Consider the following 18,431-nt stretch of genomic DNA (forward strand, 5'->3'; position numbering starts at 1 on the left):
CAGGCATGAAAAAGCCCAACCTCAAAAGGCCGGGCTTTTTCATTTATTGGCGGGTATCCATCATTTTGTCAGCGAGCGCCTTGGCTCTTTCAATCAACAGATTCTGCCTGTCCTCATGAGTGGCCCCTCCTACTACGGGCGCCGTCAGATGGCTTTCCGCAATCAGCGCAGCGCAGAAATATTGATCCCAGACAGCTTTGTCCGCAGACGTCTGTGCGGTCGTTCGGTCGGCAATCATGGTGCGGCTCCTTTTGATGAAGTAGCCCTGCCAGTTTACGCCCGATTCATAACCAGCAACCGACCACCATTCGTCGCCTGAAAACGTCCGTCAAGAAATTGTAACAACCTCTGGCTCAAGCTTTGCAAACGCTGGCCGTAGCCGCCCCGGAACGACGGAATTCTGACGTGACGGCCAATCAATCAATACTTATGGACGCCAGCGATACGCTGGGTCCGTCACCGGAGATGTAACCGTGTCAACTCTCAATGAAATCGCAGCGAACCACGCGAAAATGGCGAAAAAACTGGCGGGAGAGTCGACCGAAGTGTGTGAGCGACAGCCGCTGGTGGTGGGTGGGTTTGAGGTCACTTCCGTGGATGAGCAACCCAAGGTGCCCATGCATCTCATCGTTGCCGGACAGGACAACCACCTCGTCCACGCTGGTGGCTACACGCTCTGACTGAAAGGGCCAAGGCCAACCGCCGCGGTGGTTACGCAGGACCACCACTGGGGTGCATCCACGGCACCTGGCAATAATACGATGCATCTTGAGCAACAACGCCTGGTCATTGAAAGCGCGTTTTCTTCGCAAACGCGCCGGCTCCCTTCCGGCGTTATCGTGATGTCGGGAGGTTTCCCCAGGCTTGTCGCAGGAGGCCATCAACAGGTAAGTTGAATGGGCGCCATTCCAATCAGACAGGAGTTGATTAATGCGCATCGCCTTGCTGTCCGACATCCATTTGTCCGTCAACGTACTGCCTTTTCCCGATGTGAATGCCGACGTTGTAGTGCTCGCCGGGGACATCTCCCGACCGGCACAGGCCATTGAGTGGGCCAGATCCTGCCCTGCTCCGGTCGTGTATGTGGCAGGCAATCACGAGTTTTATGGCAGCGACCTGATCTCCACCTACGAAAACCTGAACAGGTTGTCGCAAGGCACACAGATCCACGTTTTGGAACGTTCAGCGTATGTCCACAACGGCGTGCGGTTCCTCGGTTGCACCCTGTGGTCTGATTATCGCCTGTTCGAATGCGCAGAGGATCGGGCACTGGGTATCGATCTGGCGACGAAGAGCATCCGGGACTTCACCCACATAAAAGTCTCGCCGGATTTTCCAGACCTGTTCACTCCTGCCATTTCCCAACTTGTTTTTTTACAGACAGTCGCCTGGCTGGACGACTGCTTCGCCCGCGACAACACCACTCCCACGGTGGTGGTTTCCCATTTCGCACCGACACGGCTGAGCATAAGTCCGCTTTTCACGCATTCTGCGATCAACTCGAGCTTTGTGTCAGACCTCGAAGACCGGATCAAAATCTGGCAGCCGGCACTTTGGCTGCATGGCCATACCCACGGGAGCTTTGACTATCGGGTGGGCAACACTCGCGTCATTTGCAACGCTCGGGGGTATGCGAAAAATGGCCTCAATGAGAACCCGGACTTTGCTGACGCCTACGTGATTGATCTGCCAGTCTGAGGCAACAGACTCCAGCGTATCGAACAGTGTTGGCGTCAGCCTTTTGTGCAGGACATTGCGAAGCTTCAGTTCAAATACCACCCCCAGGGTCCGCCGTTGTATCGGGTGATTTGCTTGGTCTCGAGGTAATTGTTGTAGCCCCACTCGCCCAGTTCACGCCCGATACCACTCTGCTTGTAGCCGCCCCAAGGGGCCTCGACAAAAGTCGGTTGCGAGCAGTTGACCCAGACGATCCCGGCGCGAAAGCGTCGGGCCACGCGTTCACAACGCGGGATATCGCGGGACATGACCGCGGCCGCCAGACCAAAGGGCGAATCGTTGGCCAGGCGAATCGCTTCGGCTTCGCTGTCGAAGGCACGCAGGCAGACCACCGGGCCGAAGATCTCCTCGCGCCACACCGTACTGTGCTCCGGCACATCGGCGAATATCGCCGGGGTCAGGTAATAACCCTTCTGCAGATGGGCCGGACGTGTTCCGCCGGACACCAGCCGCGCGCCCTCTTGCTGACCGGTCGCAATGGCGTCGAGCACCTTGTCCAATTGCCCCTGACTGACCAGTGGCCCGAGTTTCACACCCTCGGTAAAGCCTTGGCCAATATGGATTTGCTCGGTGGCTTCGATCAGACGCTCCAACAGTGCCGGATACAAGGCACGCTCCACCAATACTCGAGACGTGGCTGAACAGACCTGGCCCTGGTTCCAGAAAATCCCGAACAGAATCCACTCCACCGCCGCGTCGAGGTCACTGTCGGCGAAGATCACGAACGGCGATTTACCGCCCAGTTCCAGGCTGATGTTTTTGATCTCGGCCGCCGCCGCTTGCATGATCTTGCGCCCGGTCGGCACGCTGCCGGTGAAGGCGATCTTGTCGACGTCCGGGTGCTCGGCCAGCGGCGCACCGGCCTCACGCCCCAGTCCGCTGACCACGTTCAACACCCCGGCGGGCAAGCCGGCCTGATCGGCAATCGTTGCCAATTCAAGAGCAGTCAGCGGCGTCAGTTCCGACGGTTTGAGCACCACCGTGCAGCCCGCCGCCAGCGCCGGAGCGACTTTCCACGACGCCATCAGCATCGGGAAATTCCAGGGGATGATCGCGGCGACCACGCCGACCGGTTCCTTGATCACCGAAGAATGGAAGCGCTCATCGGGCACGCTGATCGACCGCTCGCTGTGCTGGTCCGCGCCTTCGGCGAGCCCGGCATAGAAATCGAAACAACCCGCGGTGTCGGCGATGTCCCACTGCGCTTCCGGCAGGGGCTTGCCGTTGTCGCGCACTTCGATGGCGGCCAGTTCGTCCTGACGCGCACGAATGCCGTCAGCGATTCGCCGCAGGACCTGCGCTCGCTGCGCCCCCGTCCAGCGCGGCCAGTCACCTTCGTCGAACGCCTTGCGCGCGGCGGCGACGGCCAGGTCGATGTCCTCCACCGTGGCGGCAGCGACCTGTGCCAGCACCGATTCATCGCTCGGGTCAAACGTCTGGAAAACACCACGCTGCACTGGCGCGATCCACTCGCCGCCGATGTACAGCCGTTGATAGTCACGCATGACAAACTCCTTCATTCACCGGCTGCTCCAGCCGAACATTTTCCAGGCGACTGAACGCATCCACCCGCACCCCGCTGCCCACGCTCACCCCCCGGCCCGAACACCACGCAAGGCTCAATGTGCACGTCCGTGGCCAGTTGCGTATCGGCACTGAAAAACACCGTGTCCGCCGCCACCAGGCTGACACCGGACTGCATGACTGAACGGCGTCGACGCTGCTGGAAACGCTGCTCGGCCTCATGCAATTGCTCGCGATCATTGACCCCGAGCACGTCGTCTTCATCCACTTCCACCGCCGTGACCGGCAGGCTGGCGCTGTTGGCCACTGCCACGGCATCGGTGAGGTAAAACTCGCCTTGCGCATTCTGGTTGCCGATCCGGTCCAGCAGCCACAGACAAGTGTCGGCACGCAAACCCATGACGCCACCATTGCAGAAGTTGACCTCAAGCTCTTGCGGGCTGGCGTCCCTGGCTTCGCGAATGGCCAGCAAGCGGCCCTCCTCCACCAGCAATCGTCCGTAAGGCCCCGGCTGTGCGGTGTGAAATCCCGCGACCGCCACGGCGGCACCGTCGATCAGTGCCTGACGCAGTCGTAACAAGGTCTGCGCGCTGATCAAGGGTGAATCGCCAAACAGCACCAGCACGCAACCCTGTTCATGGGCCTGCAACGCGGGCCGGGCGGCAAGCAGCGCATGGGCCGTGCCCAACTGCGCTTGCTGGGTAAACGTCCGCGCAGCCGGCGCTGCCTGTTTCAAGTAATCGGCAACCACCCGACTGCCTGCGCCCAACACCACCGCACATTGATCGATAGCCGCCGCCTCGACCGCCGCCAGTACATGGCCGAGCAGCGGCCGATTACCCACCGGGTGCATGACTTTCGGCAGCTGCGAACGCATGCGGGTGCCCTGCCCGGCAGCGAGAATCACCGCCAGGGTCGGCCAGGAAATGTTGTCGCTCATTGCGACCCTCCCAATGAGTCAAGCCTGATCGCGATAGAACACGTCGTCGGCATACGGATACCACCAGTCCTGAATTTTCGGCTGGTGATCGATGATGACCATTTTCGAGCGCCGGAACGCTTCAAGGCCCTGACGTCCGAGTTCGCGTCCCAGGCCGGACATCTTCCAGCCGCCAAACGGCAACGCATCGTTGTCGATCAGTGGGTTGTTGACCCAGACCATTCCGGCTTCGAGACGCTCGGCAGCCTCCATGGCTTCGGCAAGGTCGGTGGAAAACAGTGAGGCGCCCAGACCGAACGGTGAATCATTGGCCAGCCGCACCGCTTCGTCGAAATCACTGACACGGCAGATCGCCGCGACGGGGCCGAAACACTCTTCCTGGAGAATCGCCATGTCAGCGGTCACACCGGTGAGGATGGTCGGCTCATAGAACCAGCCCACGCTGTGCTGTGGCGGAATCCGCCCACCGCAGACCAGCGTCGCGCCTTTGGCCAGGGCGTCGTCGACCAGGCGCATGACTTTATTGCGCGCGGCTTCGCTGACCATCGGCCCGATTTCCGTACGCTCCAGACCATGACCGATGCGCAAGGCACGGGTGCGTTCGGCGAACTTAGCGACGAACTCATCGTGGATCTCATCGACCACGTAGAAGCGCTCAGCCGAGGTGCAAATCTGCCCGCTCAGGTGAAATGCGGCGGTCACCGCCCCTGCCGCCGCGACGTCCAGCGGCGCATGTCTGGAGATGATCAGCGGGTCACTGCCACCGGCCTCGATCACGCACGGTTTCATCTGTTCGGCACACGCCACTGCCACCGCTTTGCCGGCCGCCACGCTGCCGGTAAAGGCGACCGCGTGAGTGCCGGTCGACTTCACCAGCAACTGCGCCGTCACCGCATCGCCCGGCACACAAGACACCAGCCCCGGCAGCAACGAGGTGAAATGCTCCATGAATTTGAGCGTGCACAGGGTCGTGGCTTCCGCCGGTTTGACGATGCAGGCATTGCCCGCGGCCAACGAGGCAGCGACCGTCCAGCACATCAACAGGATCGGAAAGTTGAACGGCATGATGTGCACGCTGACGCCATACGGCTCATAGCGCACATGCTGGAACGAGCCGATCTGCGTGGTGCCGGCAACCTTGCCGGCATCGTCACGGGCCATTTCCGCGTAGTAGCGAAAGATCGGCGCGCAGTTGGCCAGTTCGCCCATGGCTTCGGGAAACGGCTTGCCCATTTCCAGGGTCATCAACCGTGCTACTTCACGGTTGCAGGCGACGTCTTGTTCAATGGCGTTGGCCAGCGCGTGCAAAAGTGCGGCGCGGCTTTTCGCGTCGATCAGCCGCCACTGTTTCTGCGCGGCAGTGGCGGCATCGACGGCGGCCTGCACGTCCGCTTCGCCGCACAGGCCGACCTGCCCGACAGGTTGCAGCGTTGCAGGGTCGAGCACTTCGCGCGCGCGGGCATTCGTCAGCGGCAGGTATTCAGAGTTGATAAAACGCAGTGCAGTGTCAGTGTTGAACGTGGCCATGGGGTGATCCTTGAACCAATCGATAAGGGGTCTCGCGCAAAGCTGCGAGAGTCGCGGGCGGCAGCTCATCGCGCCAGCCCGGCACATGCCCGTTGAGCCAGGCGCGCAGCGGTGCAAAGGCCTCGGCCTCCAGCGCCCGGACAAACAAACCCAGGGTGCGCGGCAAATGCGCCAGGTAACCGTGCTTGCCATCGCGGCCCGCCAGGCGCACAAAAATCCCCAGCACCTTGGCGTGACGCTGAGCGGCCAGCCGCCGGTAATCCTCGAGAAAACGCGGTGCATCAAGCTCCGGGCGCTGCATCAGGTAGTGCGTCAGCAGCGCCACGCGCAACGCTTCGGACACGTCACGGCGTGCGTCTTCGAGCAACGACATCAAGTCGTACGCCGCCGCACCGATCAGTGCGTCCTGAAAATCCAGCAGGCCGCAGGCCGCAACGCCTTCGCGGCCTTCGAGCAGCATCAGGTTGTCGACGTGGAAGTCACGCAACACCAGCGCTTCGCGACGTTGCGCGACATCGCGGCAAGCCTCGGCGAACAGCGCCAGGTAGGACTCACGCAGCTCCAGCGCCGCCTCCTTGCCAATCAGCAACGGCACGTACCAATCGATAAACAGCGCACACTCGTCACTCAGTTGCCGGGCGTCGTAAGGCGCCATTTCCGTCGTCGATGGCGCACGGTGCAACGCCACCAGCGCGTCGATCGCCAAGCGATACAGCGCCGCTTCCGGATACCCGGCTGCGAGTAGTCGGGTGTAGGTGTCGTGACCGAAATCCTCGATCAACGCCAGCCCCGCCGCCTCGTCGACCTGCAGTAAGGCCGGCGCGGAAAGCCCCAGTCCGTGCAAGTGCCGGGCAACGTGGACAAACGGACCGATCGGCTCGCTGTGCGGGGGCGAATCCATCAGCAACAGGCCTTCACCGTCCAAGCGGAAATAGCGCCGGGTCGAGGCATCCGCCGGCAGCGCGATCAGTTGTGCCTCGGCGAAGCCGGCACGCGCCAGAAAGGCTGCGCGCTGGTCCTCGCGGGTTGGCGTTGACGCACGTGTCTCAGTCATGGCATTCACCGGATCATGTAGACCTTTTTCACCGTCTCATGGACGGTGCACACGCCTTTCCAGTCCTTGCGAAAAAAGGCTGCGGTGTCGGGCTTGATCTCGATCACTTCGCCGGATTCGTGGACGTAGGTGCAGCGGCCTTCGAGGAAATGGCAGAACTCGTCGCTGGTGACGTGGCAGAACCATTTGCCCGGCGTGCAGATCCATACACCACACTCGGACTGGCCTTCGGGGCCTTTGTGCAGCACCACGCCGGAAACACGGGATTCACCTTCCAGCATGGTCGGGATCACGCCCCAATCCTTGACGTCAGTGATGCTCAGCGGGTCGTACAGAAACGGGGTAGTCATTGTTGCTCTCCAAAAAATTGAGATTCTGTAGGAGCGAGCTTGCTCGCGATGGACGTCAACGATGACGCGTACTGTCTGGATGACCGCGTTGTATTGACGTTTTTCGCGAGCAAGCTCGCTCCTACAGGTAGTGGTTCAGGTGACACTTGTGTCGACTGTTACACCGCTATCGCCAGCAAGCCGGCTCCTACAGTAATTGTCGTTTTTTCAGTTGATCGGCATCGGGTTCAGGCCAGCATGTAAACGTTGCGCAGGGTTTCCCGGACGTGGCATTCGCCGGTCCAGCCGGCCGGGAACAGCACCAGGGTGTTCGGACGAATCTCGATCACCTCGCCGTTGTCATTGCGGTAAGTGGCGATGCCGGCAATGAAGTGACACAGCTCGTCACGGGGAATCGACAGTCGCCAGCGCCCAGGCGTGCAGACCCAGAGCCCGGTTTCCGGACTGTTATTCGGACCTTTGAACAGCAACCGGCCGCTGGAATGCGAGGCGCCTTCGACGGCGTCGCTCTGCACGCCCCAGTCCACCAGATCGGTGCGACTGCTGACGGCTTCGAGGTACGGCGTGATACCCGCCGTGGTGTTTTGCTCAGGCATTGTTCAGCACCTTGTCGAGAATGGCGGCCGCGTCCGCCGGACCTTTGCGTGATTGCATCTGCGCGCTGGTGCGTTGCAGACGTTGGCGCATCGCCTCGTCGTTGAGGCACGCCGCGAGCTTTTCCGCGAGCTGTGCTTCGCTCCACTCGTAGCGATCGAGCTTGAACCCGTGACCGCTTTCTTCGGCGCGCATGGCGTTGTCGTGACCGTCCCAGACGTAGGACATGACGATCGCCGGCTTACCGAAAAACAGGCACTCGGTGAAGCTGTTGTTGCCGCCGTGATGGATCACCGCATCGACCTGGGCAATCACCGACGGCTGCGGGAACCAGTTGGAGATCAGCACGTTGTCGGGCAGGTCCGGGTATTCATCGAGGTGCTCGCCGACATTGAACAATGCGCGGTAAGGCAACTTGCCAACGGCGGTGATCAGACGCTGGAGCAGATCGACGTCGCCCGAACCGAGGCTACCGAAACTGACGTAGAGCAACGGTTTGTCGTTGTTGGCGCGAAACTCGGGAATGTCGTAGGCCGTATCGTGGCGAACGCAACCTTGCAGGTAGTGAAAGCGCTCGGCCGGCAACGGGTGGCGGCGCTCGAACTTGACCGCGTCCGGGTACAGCAGCAGGTTCATGTACGGTGAGGCTTCGAAGAAGGTGCCGAGCGGATACGGTTGCTCGCCATGGGCTTGCAGGAACTGGTTGAAGTCTTCATGAATCGGCCCGACCACTTCTTCAAAACGTTGGCGAAATTGCGCGTGACCGGCCTTGTCGTGAACGCTCATCCCCGACAGGTGCGGCGGGATATCCGGGTCTTCGATCTCGTTTTCCGAGCAGGAAATGATCCGCACCCAAGGCTTGCCGTATTGCTTGATCGCAGGAAACAGGATCACGTTGTCGACGCAGATCAGGTCGGGTTTGACCTTGTCCAGCACCGCCGGCAAATCCTTCTGCGCCCACTTGGCCGTGTCGACGATGGCGGCCCAGCATTCCTTCACGTAGTTGTCGATTTGATCCAGCGGGGTTTTGCGAAAGTTGGGAATGTGGCCGTTGATGAAATCGACCCAGTAGCGGGCCATTTCCTCAGCGGGCATCGGCGCCGACATGTTGACCATGTGTTCTTCAAAACCGTAGCCGGCATACACGCCGCTCATGCCGGGGTCGGTGAGGAAAACCGCCTTGTGGCCGAGGGCTTCGCACGCCTGGGCGATGCCGACTGAGTTCAGTGCCGGGCCATAAGCGGCTTCCGGAAAGAAGGCGATCACTTTCTGTTTCATCGAGCGGTACTCCTGCCTGGTCTCTTTTTATTGTTCAACGCGTCAATACACGGGCGTGGCGAGCCTGCCAGCCGAGACGGACGCTCATACCGATAGCAAAATGCGCAAATTCGAATTGCGAGGACGGCACCCGGACGATCAACGCCTTGTCGCTGAGCGCCGTCTGTACATGCAGGTTGGTGTCGAGACCGTGATAGGCGATTTCGACGATGTTTCCGGTAACCTGATTGGCACACGTCTCGTGCTCCTCCGTGAGCACCTGTAGACGTTCCGGGCGCACGACGACGGCGACCTTTTGACCCGGCACCAGCGGCGCGTCGGTCTCGACAGCCAGCTCCTGACCGTTGACGCGCACTGTGTGCTGACCCGAACGCACGCCTTCAAACAGATTGCTGACGCCGATGAAGTTGGCGACAAAGCGGCTGTTGGGGTTTTCGTAAAGTTCGGTGGGGCTGCCGCACTGACAGACCTTGCCGCCGTCGAGCACCGCCATGCGGTCCGACATCACCAACGCTTCTTCCTGGTCGTGGGTGACGATGATGAAGGTGATGCCGCTCTCCAGTTGCAGGCGCTTGAGTTCGAGCTGCATCTTTTCCCGGAGCTTTTTGTCGAGTGCCCCCAACGGCTCATCGAGCAGCAACACCCGCGGACGCTTGACCAGCGCCCGCGCCAGCGCAACACGTTGGCGCTGACCACCGGAGAGCTGATCCGGCTTGCGCTCGGCCAGTTCACCGAGCTGTGCGGTGCTCAGCACTTCATCGACCCGGCGACGGATTTCTGCCTCGGGCAAGCGCTCCATTTCCAACCCGTAAGCAATGTTCTTGCGCACGGTCATGTTGGGAAACAGCGCATAAGACTGGAACATCAGGTTCAACGGACGCTTGTTGGCCGGCAGCGGCGAGATGTCTTTGCCATCCAGATAAATGCAGCCGGCGCTGGGGGTTTCGAAACCGGCGAGCATGCGCAACAGCGTGGTCTTGCCGCAGCCGGACGGCCCCAGCAGCGCAAAGAACTCGTTCTCGCGGATGTTCAGCGACACCTCGTCGACCGCCAGACCGTTGCCATAAGACTTGCTGACCTTGTCCAGGATCAGTACCGCAGATGAATTATTCATGGGTGCGAGGAGCCTTGTTGAGACGCTGCGAAGCCAGCAGCGCGGTGATGCTGACCAGCATCACCAGCGTCGCCAGGGCATTGATTTCCGGGGTGACGCCAAAACGGATCATGGCGTAGATCTGCATCGGCAACGTCGTGGAAGCCCGGCCGGAACCGGAGTTGAAAAACGCGATGATGAATTCGTCCACCGACAGCGTGAACGAGAGCAAACCACCCGCCAGCACGCCGGGAAAAATCGCCGGCAACAGCACCCGGCGAAACGTGGTGAACCAACTCGCACCGAGGTCGATCGAGGCTTCGAGAATCGAATAGTCGAAGTGTTTGAGCCGCGTGCGCACCACCGCGCAGACGAAGGCGATGTTGAACACGGCATGGCTGATGATGATCGAGTGCAAGCCGAGCCCGACCTTGAGCAGGTTGAAAAAGCTCAGCAGCGCAATCGCCAGGACGATGTCGGGAATGATCATCGGCGCCATCAACAAGGTGTCGACCACCTGCCCCTTGTCGTTGTCCTTGCGACGCAATTCGATGCCCAGCGCGAGGAATGTCCCGAGCACGCAGGCAATGAAGGTCGCCGACAGCGCGACGATCAGGGTGTTGAGCGCCGCCGACAAAATCGCCGAGTTATGCGCCAGCGACACGTACCATTTCAGCGATACGCCGCCCCAGGCCGTCGGCAATCCGGACTTGTTGAACGACAGCAGGATCAACACCAGGATCGGCACATAAAGGAAGGCATACACCAGCCACAGGTGCGTATTGAGTGCGGTGCCGCCCAGCGAACGAGACTGGCTCATGCGCGGCCCCCTTCTGCACGACGGGCCACCAAAGCCTGGACGAACAACAGGATCAGCATGATGGCGATCAGGAAGAAACTCAGTGCGGCACCGAACGGCCAGTCCCGCGCCGTGAGGAATTGCGAGTAGATCAGGTTGCCGACCATCTGCACTTGTTTGCCGCCCAACAGGTCGGCCGTGATGAAGTTGCCGATGCTCAGGACGAAGACAAACACGGCACCGGCGGCGACACCGGGCACGCTCAGCGGCAGGATGATCCGGCGAAAGGTCATCCAGCCCGAAGCGCCGAGGTCTTTCGAGGCGTCCCAGAGTTCGTTGTTGATGCGTGACAGCGAAGAGAAAATCGCCAGGATCACAAACGGGATGTAGTTGTAGACCAGCCCAAGCACTACCGACGCCTCGGTGTACAGCAGGCTGATCGGTTCGCCGCTGTAGCCGAACATCTGCAGCATCCGGTTGATCAGGCCTTCGCGATTGAGCAGGACGATCCAGGCATAAGTACGGATCAGGTAGTTGCTCCAGAACGGCAGCATCACCAAAAACAGGAACACCGCTTGGTGGCGCCGTGGTGCACGGGCAATCGCGTAGGCCGCCGGGTAGCCGATCAGCACCGCAAACAGCGTCGCCAGCCCGGCGATTTTTGCCGATTTGAGCAGGATGCCGAGGTACAGCGGATCGAATGCGCGCTGGTAGTTTTCCCAGGTAAACAGCCAGTCGATGCCGCCGTAAGCACCGCGCTCGACGAAGCTGTAGACCAATACCAGAACGCACGGCACCACCAGAAATATCAGCAGCCAGCCAAAGCCGGGCGCAAGAAGCCAGGCCGACAGACGCCTGTCAGCATGCAAAGCACTCATTACCCATATCCTCCCGCCCCGGAACGAAGGCGGCTTGCGAGCGTGGCGAGGCATGACGGGCATGCCCCGGATCGATGCGGCTTACGTTTGGCGGGACTTAGTTCTGTGCCGCCATGATTTCGGTGACAGCCCGGGTGTAGGCCTTTTGCGTGGTGCCGCCCAGATCGCGCAATTGCTCCATCTTCAACAGTTCGCTCGGGGCGATCGTCAGGTTGGGGTATTGCTTGAGCAGGTCAGCGGACAAACCGGCCATTGCGGCCTGGTTCGGGACTTTGTAGAGGATGTTTTCCGCCACCCAGGCATGGTTTTCCCTGGCGAGCATGAAGTTGACGAACTTGAACGCCTCCTCCTGATGCTTCGAGCTTTTCAGCACGACCATGGTGTCCACCCATAGATCGGAACCTTCCTTGGGCACGACAAATTTAATCGCCGCATTGGCTTGGGTGCCGTAGTTGCACCAGCCATCCCACGCGTGCGCCATCATCGATTCGCCGGACGCGAGCTTGGAGTAGAAGGTGGTGTCGTCGAACGCGAGGATGCGTTTCTTGGTAGCGATCAACTGATCGCGCACTGCGGCGATCTGCTTGGGATCGTTGTCGTTGACCGACCAGCCCTTGGCCAGGAACCCGGCGCCGAGCATCCAGCGGTCGGTGGCGAGCATCGTCACTTTGCCTTTGAGCGCATCGCTCGGGTTGAGCAATTCATTCCAGCTCACCGGCGCCGGCGTGACCTTGTCGGAGCGGTAGCAGATCCCGGTGGTGCCCCAGGTGTATGGCACCGAAAAATGGTTGCCCGGGTCATATTCCAGCTGAGTGGCTTCAGGGTAGAGGTTTTTCAGGTTGGGGACTTTGACGGGATCGATGTCGGCCAGCAGACCTTGCTTGTGCAGGACTTCGGCAAAGGGAGAGGAGACAAACACAACGTCATAGCCTTCACCGCCAGACGCCATGAGCTTGCCCATGATTTCTTCATTGGTCGCGTGCAACGCCTTGTCGACGTCAACGCCGCTGGCCGCTTTGAACTTGTCCAGCGCATCCGGGGCCATGTAGCCGTCCCAGATGGAAATCACCATGTCTTTTGCACTTGCGGCCTGTGAAGCGATCGCCAGGGAAACGCTCAATCCCAGACACATAAGGCCTTTCAGCTTTCTCATAATACTCACCCGACGATTGATTATTGTTGTGTTCGAAGGCAGTACGGCGAAAAGAGAAACGGTTGCACGTGTTTTTTTTTAGAAATTAGGACCAGCAATAAAAGTTGTCAACGCTTTTTTCGTGCCTGACGACTCAGCGGCGCATGGCATAAGATGAGCACCTGAGTCCAAAGCGACCAAAAGAGATAAGACGCTTGAGCACAACACCCGAGAAAAAACCTCGCACCAATCATCTGGAACTCGCCCGGCGTATTCTGGAACACACCCAGGAAACCGGGCTGGTGGCCGGCGACCCGGTTGCCGAGCAAGCGCTGTCGCGCACCTTCCAGGTGTCTCGCACCCTGATTCGTGGCGCACTGAAAGTGCTGCTGGAAGAAAACCTGCTGAGCCATGAAGCCGGCAAAGGCTATCGACTGCTTGCCGCGCCGAGTGGCCAGGCCTTCAACGCGACCTTGCCACAAGCCGAGGAAGAAGAACTGGCGACCTCGGTATTGCGCGACCGCATGGCCGGGCGCCTCGGGGACAGCATCAGCATCAGCGAGCTGATGCGTCGTTACGACATCGGCCGGCCCGCGGCGCAGAAAGCCCTGCAGCAACTCAGCGAAAGCCAGGCGATAGAGCGCGGCCCCGGCCAGTCCTGGCTGTTTCGCCCCTCGCTGAACAGCCTCGCCGCCCTCGAAGAAAGCCTCAAATTCCGCCTGATCCTGGAGCCGGAAGCGCTGCTCAGCCCGCACTTCAACGCCGACCCACACCGCCTGGCACTGCTGCGCAGCGCCATGCAAACCCTGCTCTCAAGCCCGGTCGAACACTTCGACACCCAGCAATTTCGCGAACTGGACATCAGCTTCCATGAACTGATCGGCCAGAGCTGCGGCAACCGCTTTATCGGCGACGCCCTGCTGCAGCATCAGAGCCTGCGGCGCCTGCCGAATCTGTTGCCGACCGTCAGCGTGCATCGTCTGCAGGAGGCTCTGCGCGAGCACCTGCAAATCATTGCGCACATCGAGCGCGGACAACTGGAGATCGCTGCCGACCTGCTGCGCCTGCACCTGCGCCTGAGCGCCGCCCAGCGCCCGCAAACCGCCAATCGCGGGATTCCGCAGGGCCATTTGTTCGGGCGTCGCTGAACACTTCAAAAAACAGGATGATTTTTTTTATAAAATAAGACAGCATCCAGTCATCTCAGGCACGGCGGGCTTTACCCGCCATGGACTTTCTTCGCCATGCACCCACACAAACTGATCGCCTTGTTTCCGGAAGCCAGTTTCGGCGCGGCCTTGAACTGCATTGGTATCGCCCAGTCACTGCGTGAGCTGGGAGCAAAACCGGTCTTTATCTGCCACGAACATTTCCAGGGACTCTTCGCCGAATACGGCTTCGACGAGTATCCGATTCCGCAAGCCAGCCCACTGTCCGCAGCGGAACACCAGCATTACTGGGAGCGCTTTATCGAGCGCAATATTCCTTACTTCGACCAGACCCCGCTGGCACAGATCGACAGTTATGTGGCGCCGGCCTGGGAAGCGATCATCGACACAGCGATCGAAGCGGAAAAGCCGCTGCAACAGTTGCTCGGCCGCCTTAAACCGGACGTCATCGTCCTCGACAACGTGGTCATGTTCCCCGCCATCGCCAACGCCGGATGCCCGTGGGTGCGGATGGTTTCCTGCGCCGAAACCGAATTGCCGGATGCCGCCGTTCCGCCGTACTTGTCAGGCTGCCTGGCCGGCGACACAGAGGCCCGTGAGCGTTTTGCCGAGCACTACCGCAAAGCCGTCGCCCCGGCCCATGAACGCTTTTCGCAGTTTCTCGCGAACAACGGCACCGCGCCCTGCCCGCCCGGCCAGTTCCTCGTCGATTCACCGTGGCTCAACCTGCTGCTGTCGCCCACACCGGTGCGTTATGAACGCCAGCCACCGCTGGACCCAAAACGCTATGTGTACCTCGACGGCTGCGTACGCCGCGAAGCGCCTTACATCGTTCCCGACTTCCCAAGGCACAACGACGCGCCGCTGATTTACATCAGTTTCGGCAGCCTCGGGGCCGCCGACACCGACATGATGAAGCGCCTGATCGGCACCATCGAACATCTACCCTACCGCTTCCTCATCAACGTTGGCGCTTATCGGGACATGTACACCACCGTCCCGGACAACGTGTACCTGGACAGCTGGTTTCCACAGCCGGCCGTGCTCAAGGAATGTCAGCTGTTCATCCACCACGGCGGCAACAACAGCTTCTGCGAAGCGCTGTACTTCGGCTTGCCGTCCTTGATCATTCCGTACTGCTGGGACGGTCACGACAACGCCGCACGCGCCGAGGAAGTCGGCGTTGGTCGGTACTTGCCGCGGTTTGCCGATCCGCTGTCCGCGTTACCTGCGGCGCTCGAACAGCTGCTGGCGGATCAGGCAATGAAGCAACGTCTCGAATCGTTAAGCGAGAACATGCAGGCTACCCGTGGCACTGACATTGCCGCAAAGGCGATCATGGCACTACCCAACACTGAAGCAAACGCCACCCCGTAGGAGCAAAGCTTGCTCGCGAAAGCGGTAGGTCAGTCGCCGATTTATTCACTGATCACCGCTTTCGCGAGCAAGCTTCGCTCCTACAGGCATCAGCTCTTGAGGATCATGAACACCTTGCGCACCGGTGTCAGGTTCTCCCAGGTCCCTTTGAATCCGGCGGCGACCACAAACGTGGCGCCCGCCTTGAACTCCTGGCTGACGCCCTTGCTGTCGGTCAACCGAACGTGCCCTTCGAGCAAATGGCAAAGCTCGTCGTAATCACATTCACAGCGCTCAAGGTGCTCGGGGGCTTCCCAGATTCCTCCGACAGCATTTTTCTGCGGTGCCACAAAGTGCCGCCAACTGCGACTGCGATACGGGGAGTCGACCAACGCCGGATCGCTGGTTTCCAGTTCGACGACGGGCAACTCCGGGTTGGCAAAATCGATGATGTGATCGGGGTTGTTCATGTTCATGCTCACGTCAGTTCAAGAATCAAAGCCAATGCCCAACGCATCAAACCCCTTGAGCAGCCAGTCGCGGTGCCCGGTAAGGTCTTCGCGGGCCAGCGAACGCTGCGCCAGCGAGACGCCCGCGTAACGCAAGGGCTCGGGTGGAAACGGGAAAGGTGCCGTCGAGGTCATCGCCAACTTCGTGCGTTCGGTCGATTGACCTTCGAGCAAATCGAGCAGGGTCAACGCTGCGAAGCGACTGGCAGACACGCCCTGCCCCGTAAACCCTTGGGCATAGGCCACGCGCCCGTCAGACGAAGTGCCGCAGAACATGGTGGTGCGTGCAGAGGTATCGATGATGCCGCCCCAGGCATGACTGAAGGTGACGTCCGCCAATGCCGGGAAGGTTGATTGAAATTGCCGGGCCAGTGTCACGAAGCTGTCGGGACGCTGGGTCAACGCCTCGTCGCGTCGGCTGCCAAAGTGATAGATGGCGTCGTAGCCGCCCCAGAGAATGCGGTTGTCCTCGGTCTTGCGCAGGTAATGAAACTGGTTGCCACTGTCGGCGATACCGTAGCGACCGACCCACCCGATGGCCCGCAGTTGCGCATCGTCGAGCGGCCGGGTCGCCAGGGCATAGTCATAAATGGGAATGACCTTGGACTTCAGTGTCGCCAGCAACGGCGGCGCAATGTTGGTGCCGAGGGCGACTTTCGCCGCTTTGACGATGCCCAGTCCGGTCTCCAGCACCTGATGAATTCCATCCTGGCGCAGGCCGGTTACCGGAGAATGCTCGAACAGCTGCACACCTTGCGCAAGGCACACGCGGCGCAACTGCGCGACCATCTTGACCGGGTTCAGCAACGCATAGTTGGGCTCGAAAACACCGGCGACATAGGCCGGTGAATCGAGGCGGGACTTGAGCGCCTCTCCTTCCAGATAGTCGCAATCGATCCCAAAGCGCTCGTAGTTGCGCTGCATCGACTTCAGCCCTTCAACCTGCCAGGGCTGGCTCGCGACATTCAATTTTCCGGAGCGCTCGTATGCTACGTCCATGCCATAGCGCTGAAGGTCCTCTTCAAATGCCACCAGGTTTTCCCTGCCCAAACGAACCAGTTGCTCCGCTTCCCCGGGCCATCGCTTCAGCGCGTTGGAAACACCGTGAGAGATGCTCGGCGCGCAGAACCCGCCATTGCGCCCACTGGCTTCACCGCCGCATTGCCCGGCTTCAAGCACAACGATCGTTGCGTCAGGCCAACGCTGACGCGCCATCAGCGCCGTCCACAACCCGACAAACCCGCCGCCCACTATCGCAACATCACACAGCACTTCGCTGGTGAGCCTCGGTGCGGCAGGCGCAGAAAATCGCGCCTCCTGCCAGACAGGATAAGGCCGGGCATCTGCCAGGGATCGGTTCGCGGTGTGAAGCGTCATGCACGCATGCTCCGAAAAAATCATGGGCTGACGCTAAAGCAATCGCCGGTGCTTTCACAGACACAACGGTGCGGCAAACCTCGCAGCGGACACGGGCGGAAAACCACGGCTTCTGGAATACTCTTGGCTTCGCCCTGATCTGCGCCATGGAGCTCGTCGTGGAAGCACCCGATTTACACACCACCCCCACCTTCCTGGCGGACCCTTCGAGTGTGCAGACTCATGAAGTCGCCGTGCGTTACCACCAGGCCTGGAAACGACGCGACCTGGACGGCGTGATGGCGCTCTATCACCCGGCTATCGAGTACAACGATTTTTTCCAGAACCGGACCATCGAATACTCGCAGTTGCGCGACTACCTCGCGGCGAGCATGCCGATAGGATCAGAAGAGTTGCAGACCTACACCGATCGCTTGCGCATCGACGGCGACACCGCGTTCCTGCAATACCGGGTGACACTCAATGGCAGCGACGGCCTGGTTTCATTTCGCACTGTCGAGGCGCTGTCGGTGAAGGATGGATTGATTGTCAAAGTCAATGAACATGCGGTGTTGGTCAGCCAGGCGCCCACTGTGATTCGTCCGGCATACAGTGCCGATGCCGTCAGTCGACTGGGATTGTCTGCCCGTCAGGTCGGTGCGCTTTCCAATGATTTGCAGCAGTACTTTGAGCAGTCCAAGCCTTATCTGGATCCTCGGCTGGACTTGTCTCACGTAGCGGCATCGACGGGGTATACGCGTAACCAGATTTCGTTTTTTCTCAATCAGGTTCGGGGGCAGACGTTTTATGCGTTTCTCAATCAGTTGCGGCTTGATGAGGCGCTTGAACGTTTGAATGCGCAACGGCATGCGTCACGAGTTGATGAGATTGCGGGGGCTGCGGGGTTTAATTCGCTGTCGACTTTTTATCGGTGCTTCAAGCAGCGGACCGGGTGTTCGCCGAAGGTTTTTGTGCAGCGACTTGGCAAGATCGGGGCAGATTTCGCCGCAAAGGACTAAACATTCCACCAAAGGATTTGGTATCAGTGACTTGTCACTCAAAAGACCACCGCAACCAGGTGTAAATCTTAAAACGCTTACCTACGCATTCTGGCGGACCAGCAAACCTGGTCCAG

General features: G+C 60.1%; 19 protein-coding genes. 5 read left to right on the forward strand and 14 right to left on the reverse strand.

Features of this window, described 5'->3' with window-relative positions; translation table 11 throughout:
• Positions 1-43: 43 nt before the first annotated feature.
• Complete coding sequence (locus PMI01S_RS02175; protein ID WP_084317817.1) at positions 44-238, reverse strand: hypothetical protein; 195 nt, start codon at positions 236-238, stop codon at positions 44-46.
• Between the two features lie 235 nt (positions 239-473).
• On the opposite strand from PMI01S_RS02175, the gene PMI01S_RS02180 reads away from it, so the two are divergent.
• Both PMI01S_RS02180 and PMI01S_RS02185 read left to right on the forward strand, forming a co-directional pair.
• The gene (locus PMI01S_RS02180; RefSeq protein ID WP_084317818.1) at positions 474-680 is read left to right on the forward strand and encodes a hypothetical protein; all 207 of its coding nucleotides are present in this window, start codon (positions 474-476) and stop codon (positions 678-680) included.
• A gap of 250 nt (positions 681-930) precedes the next feature.
• The gene (locus PMI01S_RS02185) at positions 931-1,698 is read left to right on the forward strand and encodes a metallophosphoesterase (RefSeq protein ID WP_084317819.1); all 768 of its coding nucleotides are present in this window, start codon (positions 931-933) and stop codon (positions 1,696-1,698) included.
• Between the two features lie 65 nt (positions 1,699-1,763).
• Here the strand turns inward: PMI01S_RS02185 and PMI01S_RS02190 are convergent, their stop codons facing one another.
• The 11 genes from PMI01S_RS02190 to PMI01S_RS02240 all read right to left on the reverse strand — a co-directional run bounded on the left by PMI01S_RS02190 (position 1,764) and on the right by PMI01S_RS02240 (position 12,927).
• Positions 1,764-3,242: an aldehyde dehydrogenase family protein gene (locus tag PMI01S_RS02190; protein ID WP_084318047.1), complete on the reverse strand. Its 1,479-nt coding sequence runs from the start codon at positions 3,240-3,242 to the stop codon at positions 1,764-1,766.
• A gap of 11 nt (positions 3,243-3,253) precedes the next feature.
• A complete protein-coding gene (locus PMI01S_RS02195) occupies positions 3,254-4,201 on the reverse strand; it encodes an NTP transferase domain-containing protein (protein ID WP_084317820.1) in 948 nt (315 codons plus the stop codon).
• An 18-nt stretch (positions 4,202-4,219) separates the two neighbouring features.
• Positions 4,220-5,728 (reverse strand): aldehyde dehydrogenase family protein, encoded by a 1,509-nt coding sequence (locus PMI01S_RS02200; RefSeq protein ID WP_084317821.1) that lies wholly within the window; start codon positions 5,726-5,728, stop codon positions 4,220-4,222.
• Positions 5,709-6,782, reverse strand: coding sequence for an aminoglycoside phosphotransferase family protein (locus PMI01S_RS02205; RefSeq protein WP_084318048.1), 1,074 nt, complete (start codon positions 6,780-6,782; stop codon positions 5,709-5,711). Before PMI01S_RS02205 ends, PMI01S_RS02200 begins: the two co-directional genes overlap by 20 nt.
• Positions 6,783-6,787: 5 nt before the next feature.
• A complete protein-coding gene (locus PMI01S_RS02210; protein WP_084317822.1) occupies positions 6,788-7,132 on the reverse strand; it encodes a cupin domain-containing protein in 345 nt (114 codons plus the stop codon).
• A gap of 227 nt (positions 7,133-7,359) precedes the next feature.
• Positions 7,360-7,728 carry a cupin domain-containing protein gene (locus PMI01S_RS02215; protein ID WP_084317823.1) on the reverse strand — a complete coding sequence of 123 codons (369 nt, stop codon included), beginning with the start codon at positions 7,726-7,728 and terminating at the stop codon, positions 7,360-7,362.
• A complete protein-coding gene (locus tag PMI01S_RS02220; protein ID WP_084317824.1) occupies positions 7,721-9,004 on the reverse strand; it encodes a nucleotide disphospho-sugar-binding domain-containing protein in 1,284 nt (427 codons plus the stop codon). The genes PMI01S_RS02215 and PMI01S_RS02220 overlap by 8 nt, the downstream gene beginning before the upstream one ends.
• 34 nt (positions 9,005-9,038) lie before the next feature.
• Positions 9,039-10,118, reverse strand: coding sequence for an ABC transporter ATP-binding protein (locus PMI01S_RS02225; RefSeq protein WP_084317825.1), 1,080 nt, complete (start codon positions 10,116-10,118; stop codon positions 9,039-9,041).
• Positions 10,111-10,917 (reverse strand): ABC transporter permease, encoded by an 807-nt coding sequence (locus PMI01S_RS02230; RefSeq protein ID WP_084317826.1) that lies wholly within the window; start codon positions 10,915-10,917, stop codon positions 10,111-10,113. Before PMI01S_RS02230 ends, PMI01S_RS02225 begins: the two co-directional genes overlap by 8 nt.
• Entirely contained in the window at positions 10,914-11,774 is an 861-nt protein-coding gene (locus PMI01S_RS02235; RefSeq protein ID WP_084317827.1) for an ABC transporter permease, read from the reverse strand. Before PMI01S_RS02235 ends, PMI01S_RS02230 begins: the two co-directional genes overlap by 4 nt.
• A gap of 97 nt (positions 11,775-11,871) precedes the next feature.
• Positions 11,872-12,927 (reverse strand): polyamine ABC transporter substrate-binding protein, encoded by a 1,056-nt coding sequence (locus PMI01S_RS02240; protein WP_084317828.1) that lies wholly within the window; start codon positions 12,925-12,927, stop codon positions 11,872-11,874.
• A gap of 194 nt (positions 12,928-13,121) precedes the next feature.
• On the opposite strand from PMI01S_RS02240, the gene PMI01S_RS02245 reads away from it, so the two are divergent.
• Positions 13,122-14,054, forward strand: coding sequence for a GntR family transcriptional regulator (locus PMI01S_RS02245; protein WP_084317829.1), 933 nt, complete (start codon positions 13,122-13,124; stop codon positions 14,052-14,054).
• A 96-nt stretch (positions 14,055-14,150) separates the two neighbouring features.
• The gene (locus PMI01S_RS02250) at positions 14,151-15,452 is read left to right on the forward strand and encodes a nucleotide disphospho-sugar-binding domain-containing protein (protein WP_084317830.1); all 1,302 of its coding nucleotides are present in this window, start codon (positions 14,151-14,153) and stop codon (positions 15,450-15,452) included.
• A gap of 89 nt (positions 15,453-15,541) precedes the next feature.
• Here the strand turns inward: PMI01S_RS02250 and PMI01S_RS02255 are convergent, their stop codons facing one another.
• Both PMI01S_RS02255 and PMI01S_RS02260 read right to left on the reverse strand, forming a co-directional pair.
• Entirely contained in the window at positions 15,542-15,901 is a 360-nt protein-coding gene (locus PMI01S_RS02255; RefSeq protein ID WP_235864411.1) for a cupin domain-containing protein, read from the reverse strand.
• A gap of 18 nt (positions 15,902-15,919) precedes the next feature.
• Entirely contained in the window at positions 15,920-17,341 is a 1,422-nt protein-coding gene (locus PMI01S_RS02260) for an NAD(P)/FAD-dependent oxidoreductase (RefSeq protein WP_307640061.1), read from the reverse strand.
• Between the two features lie 122 nt (positions 17,342-17,463).
• On the opposite strand from PMI01S_RS02260, the gene PMI01S_RS02265 reads away from it, so the two are divergent.
• Entirely contained in the window at positions 17,464-18,315 is an 852-nt protein-coding gene (locus tag PMI01S_RS02265; protein WP_084317833.1) for a helix-turn-helix domain-containing protein, read from the forward strand.
• The last annotated feature ends 116 nt before the right edge of the window (positions 18,316-18,431 follow it).

It is taken from the genome of Pseudomonas migulae NBRC 103157, assembly GCF_002091715.1.
In the GTDB taxonomy this organism is placed as follows: domain Bacteria; phylum Pseudomonadota; class Gammaproteobacteria; order Pseudomonadales; family Pseudomonadaceae; genus Aquipseudomonas; species Aquipseudomonas migulae_A.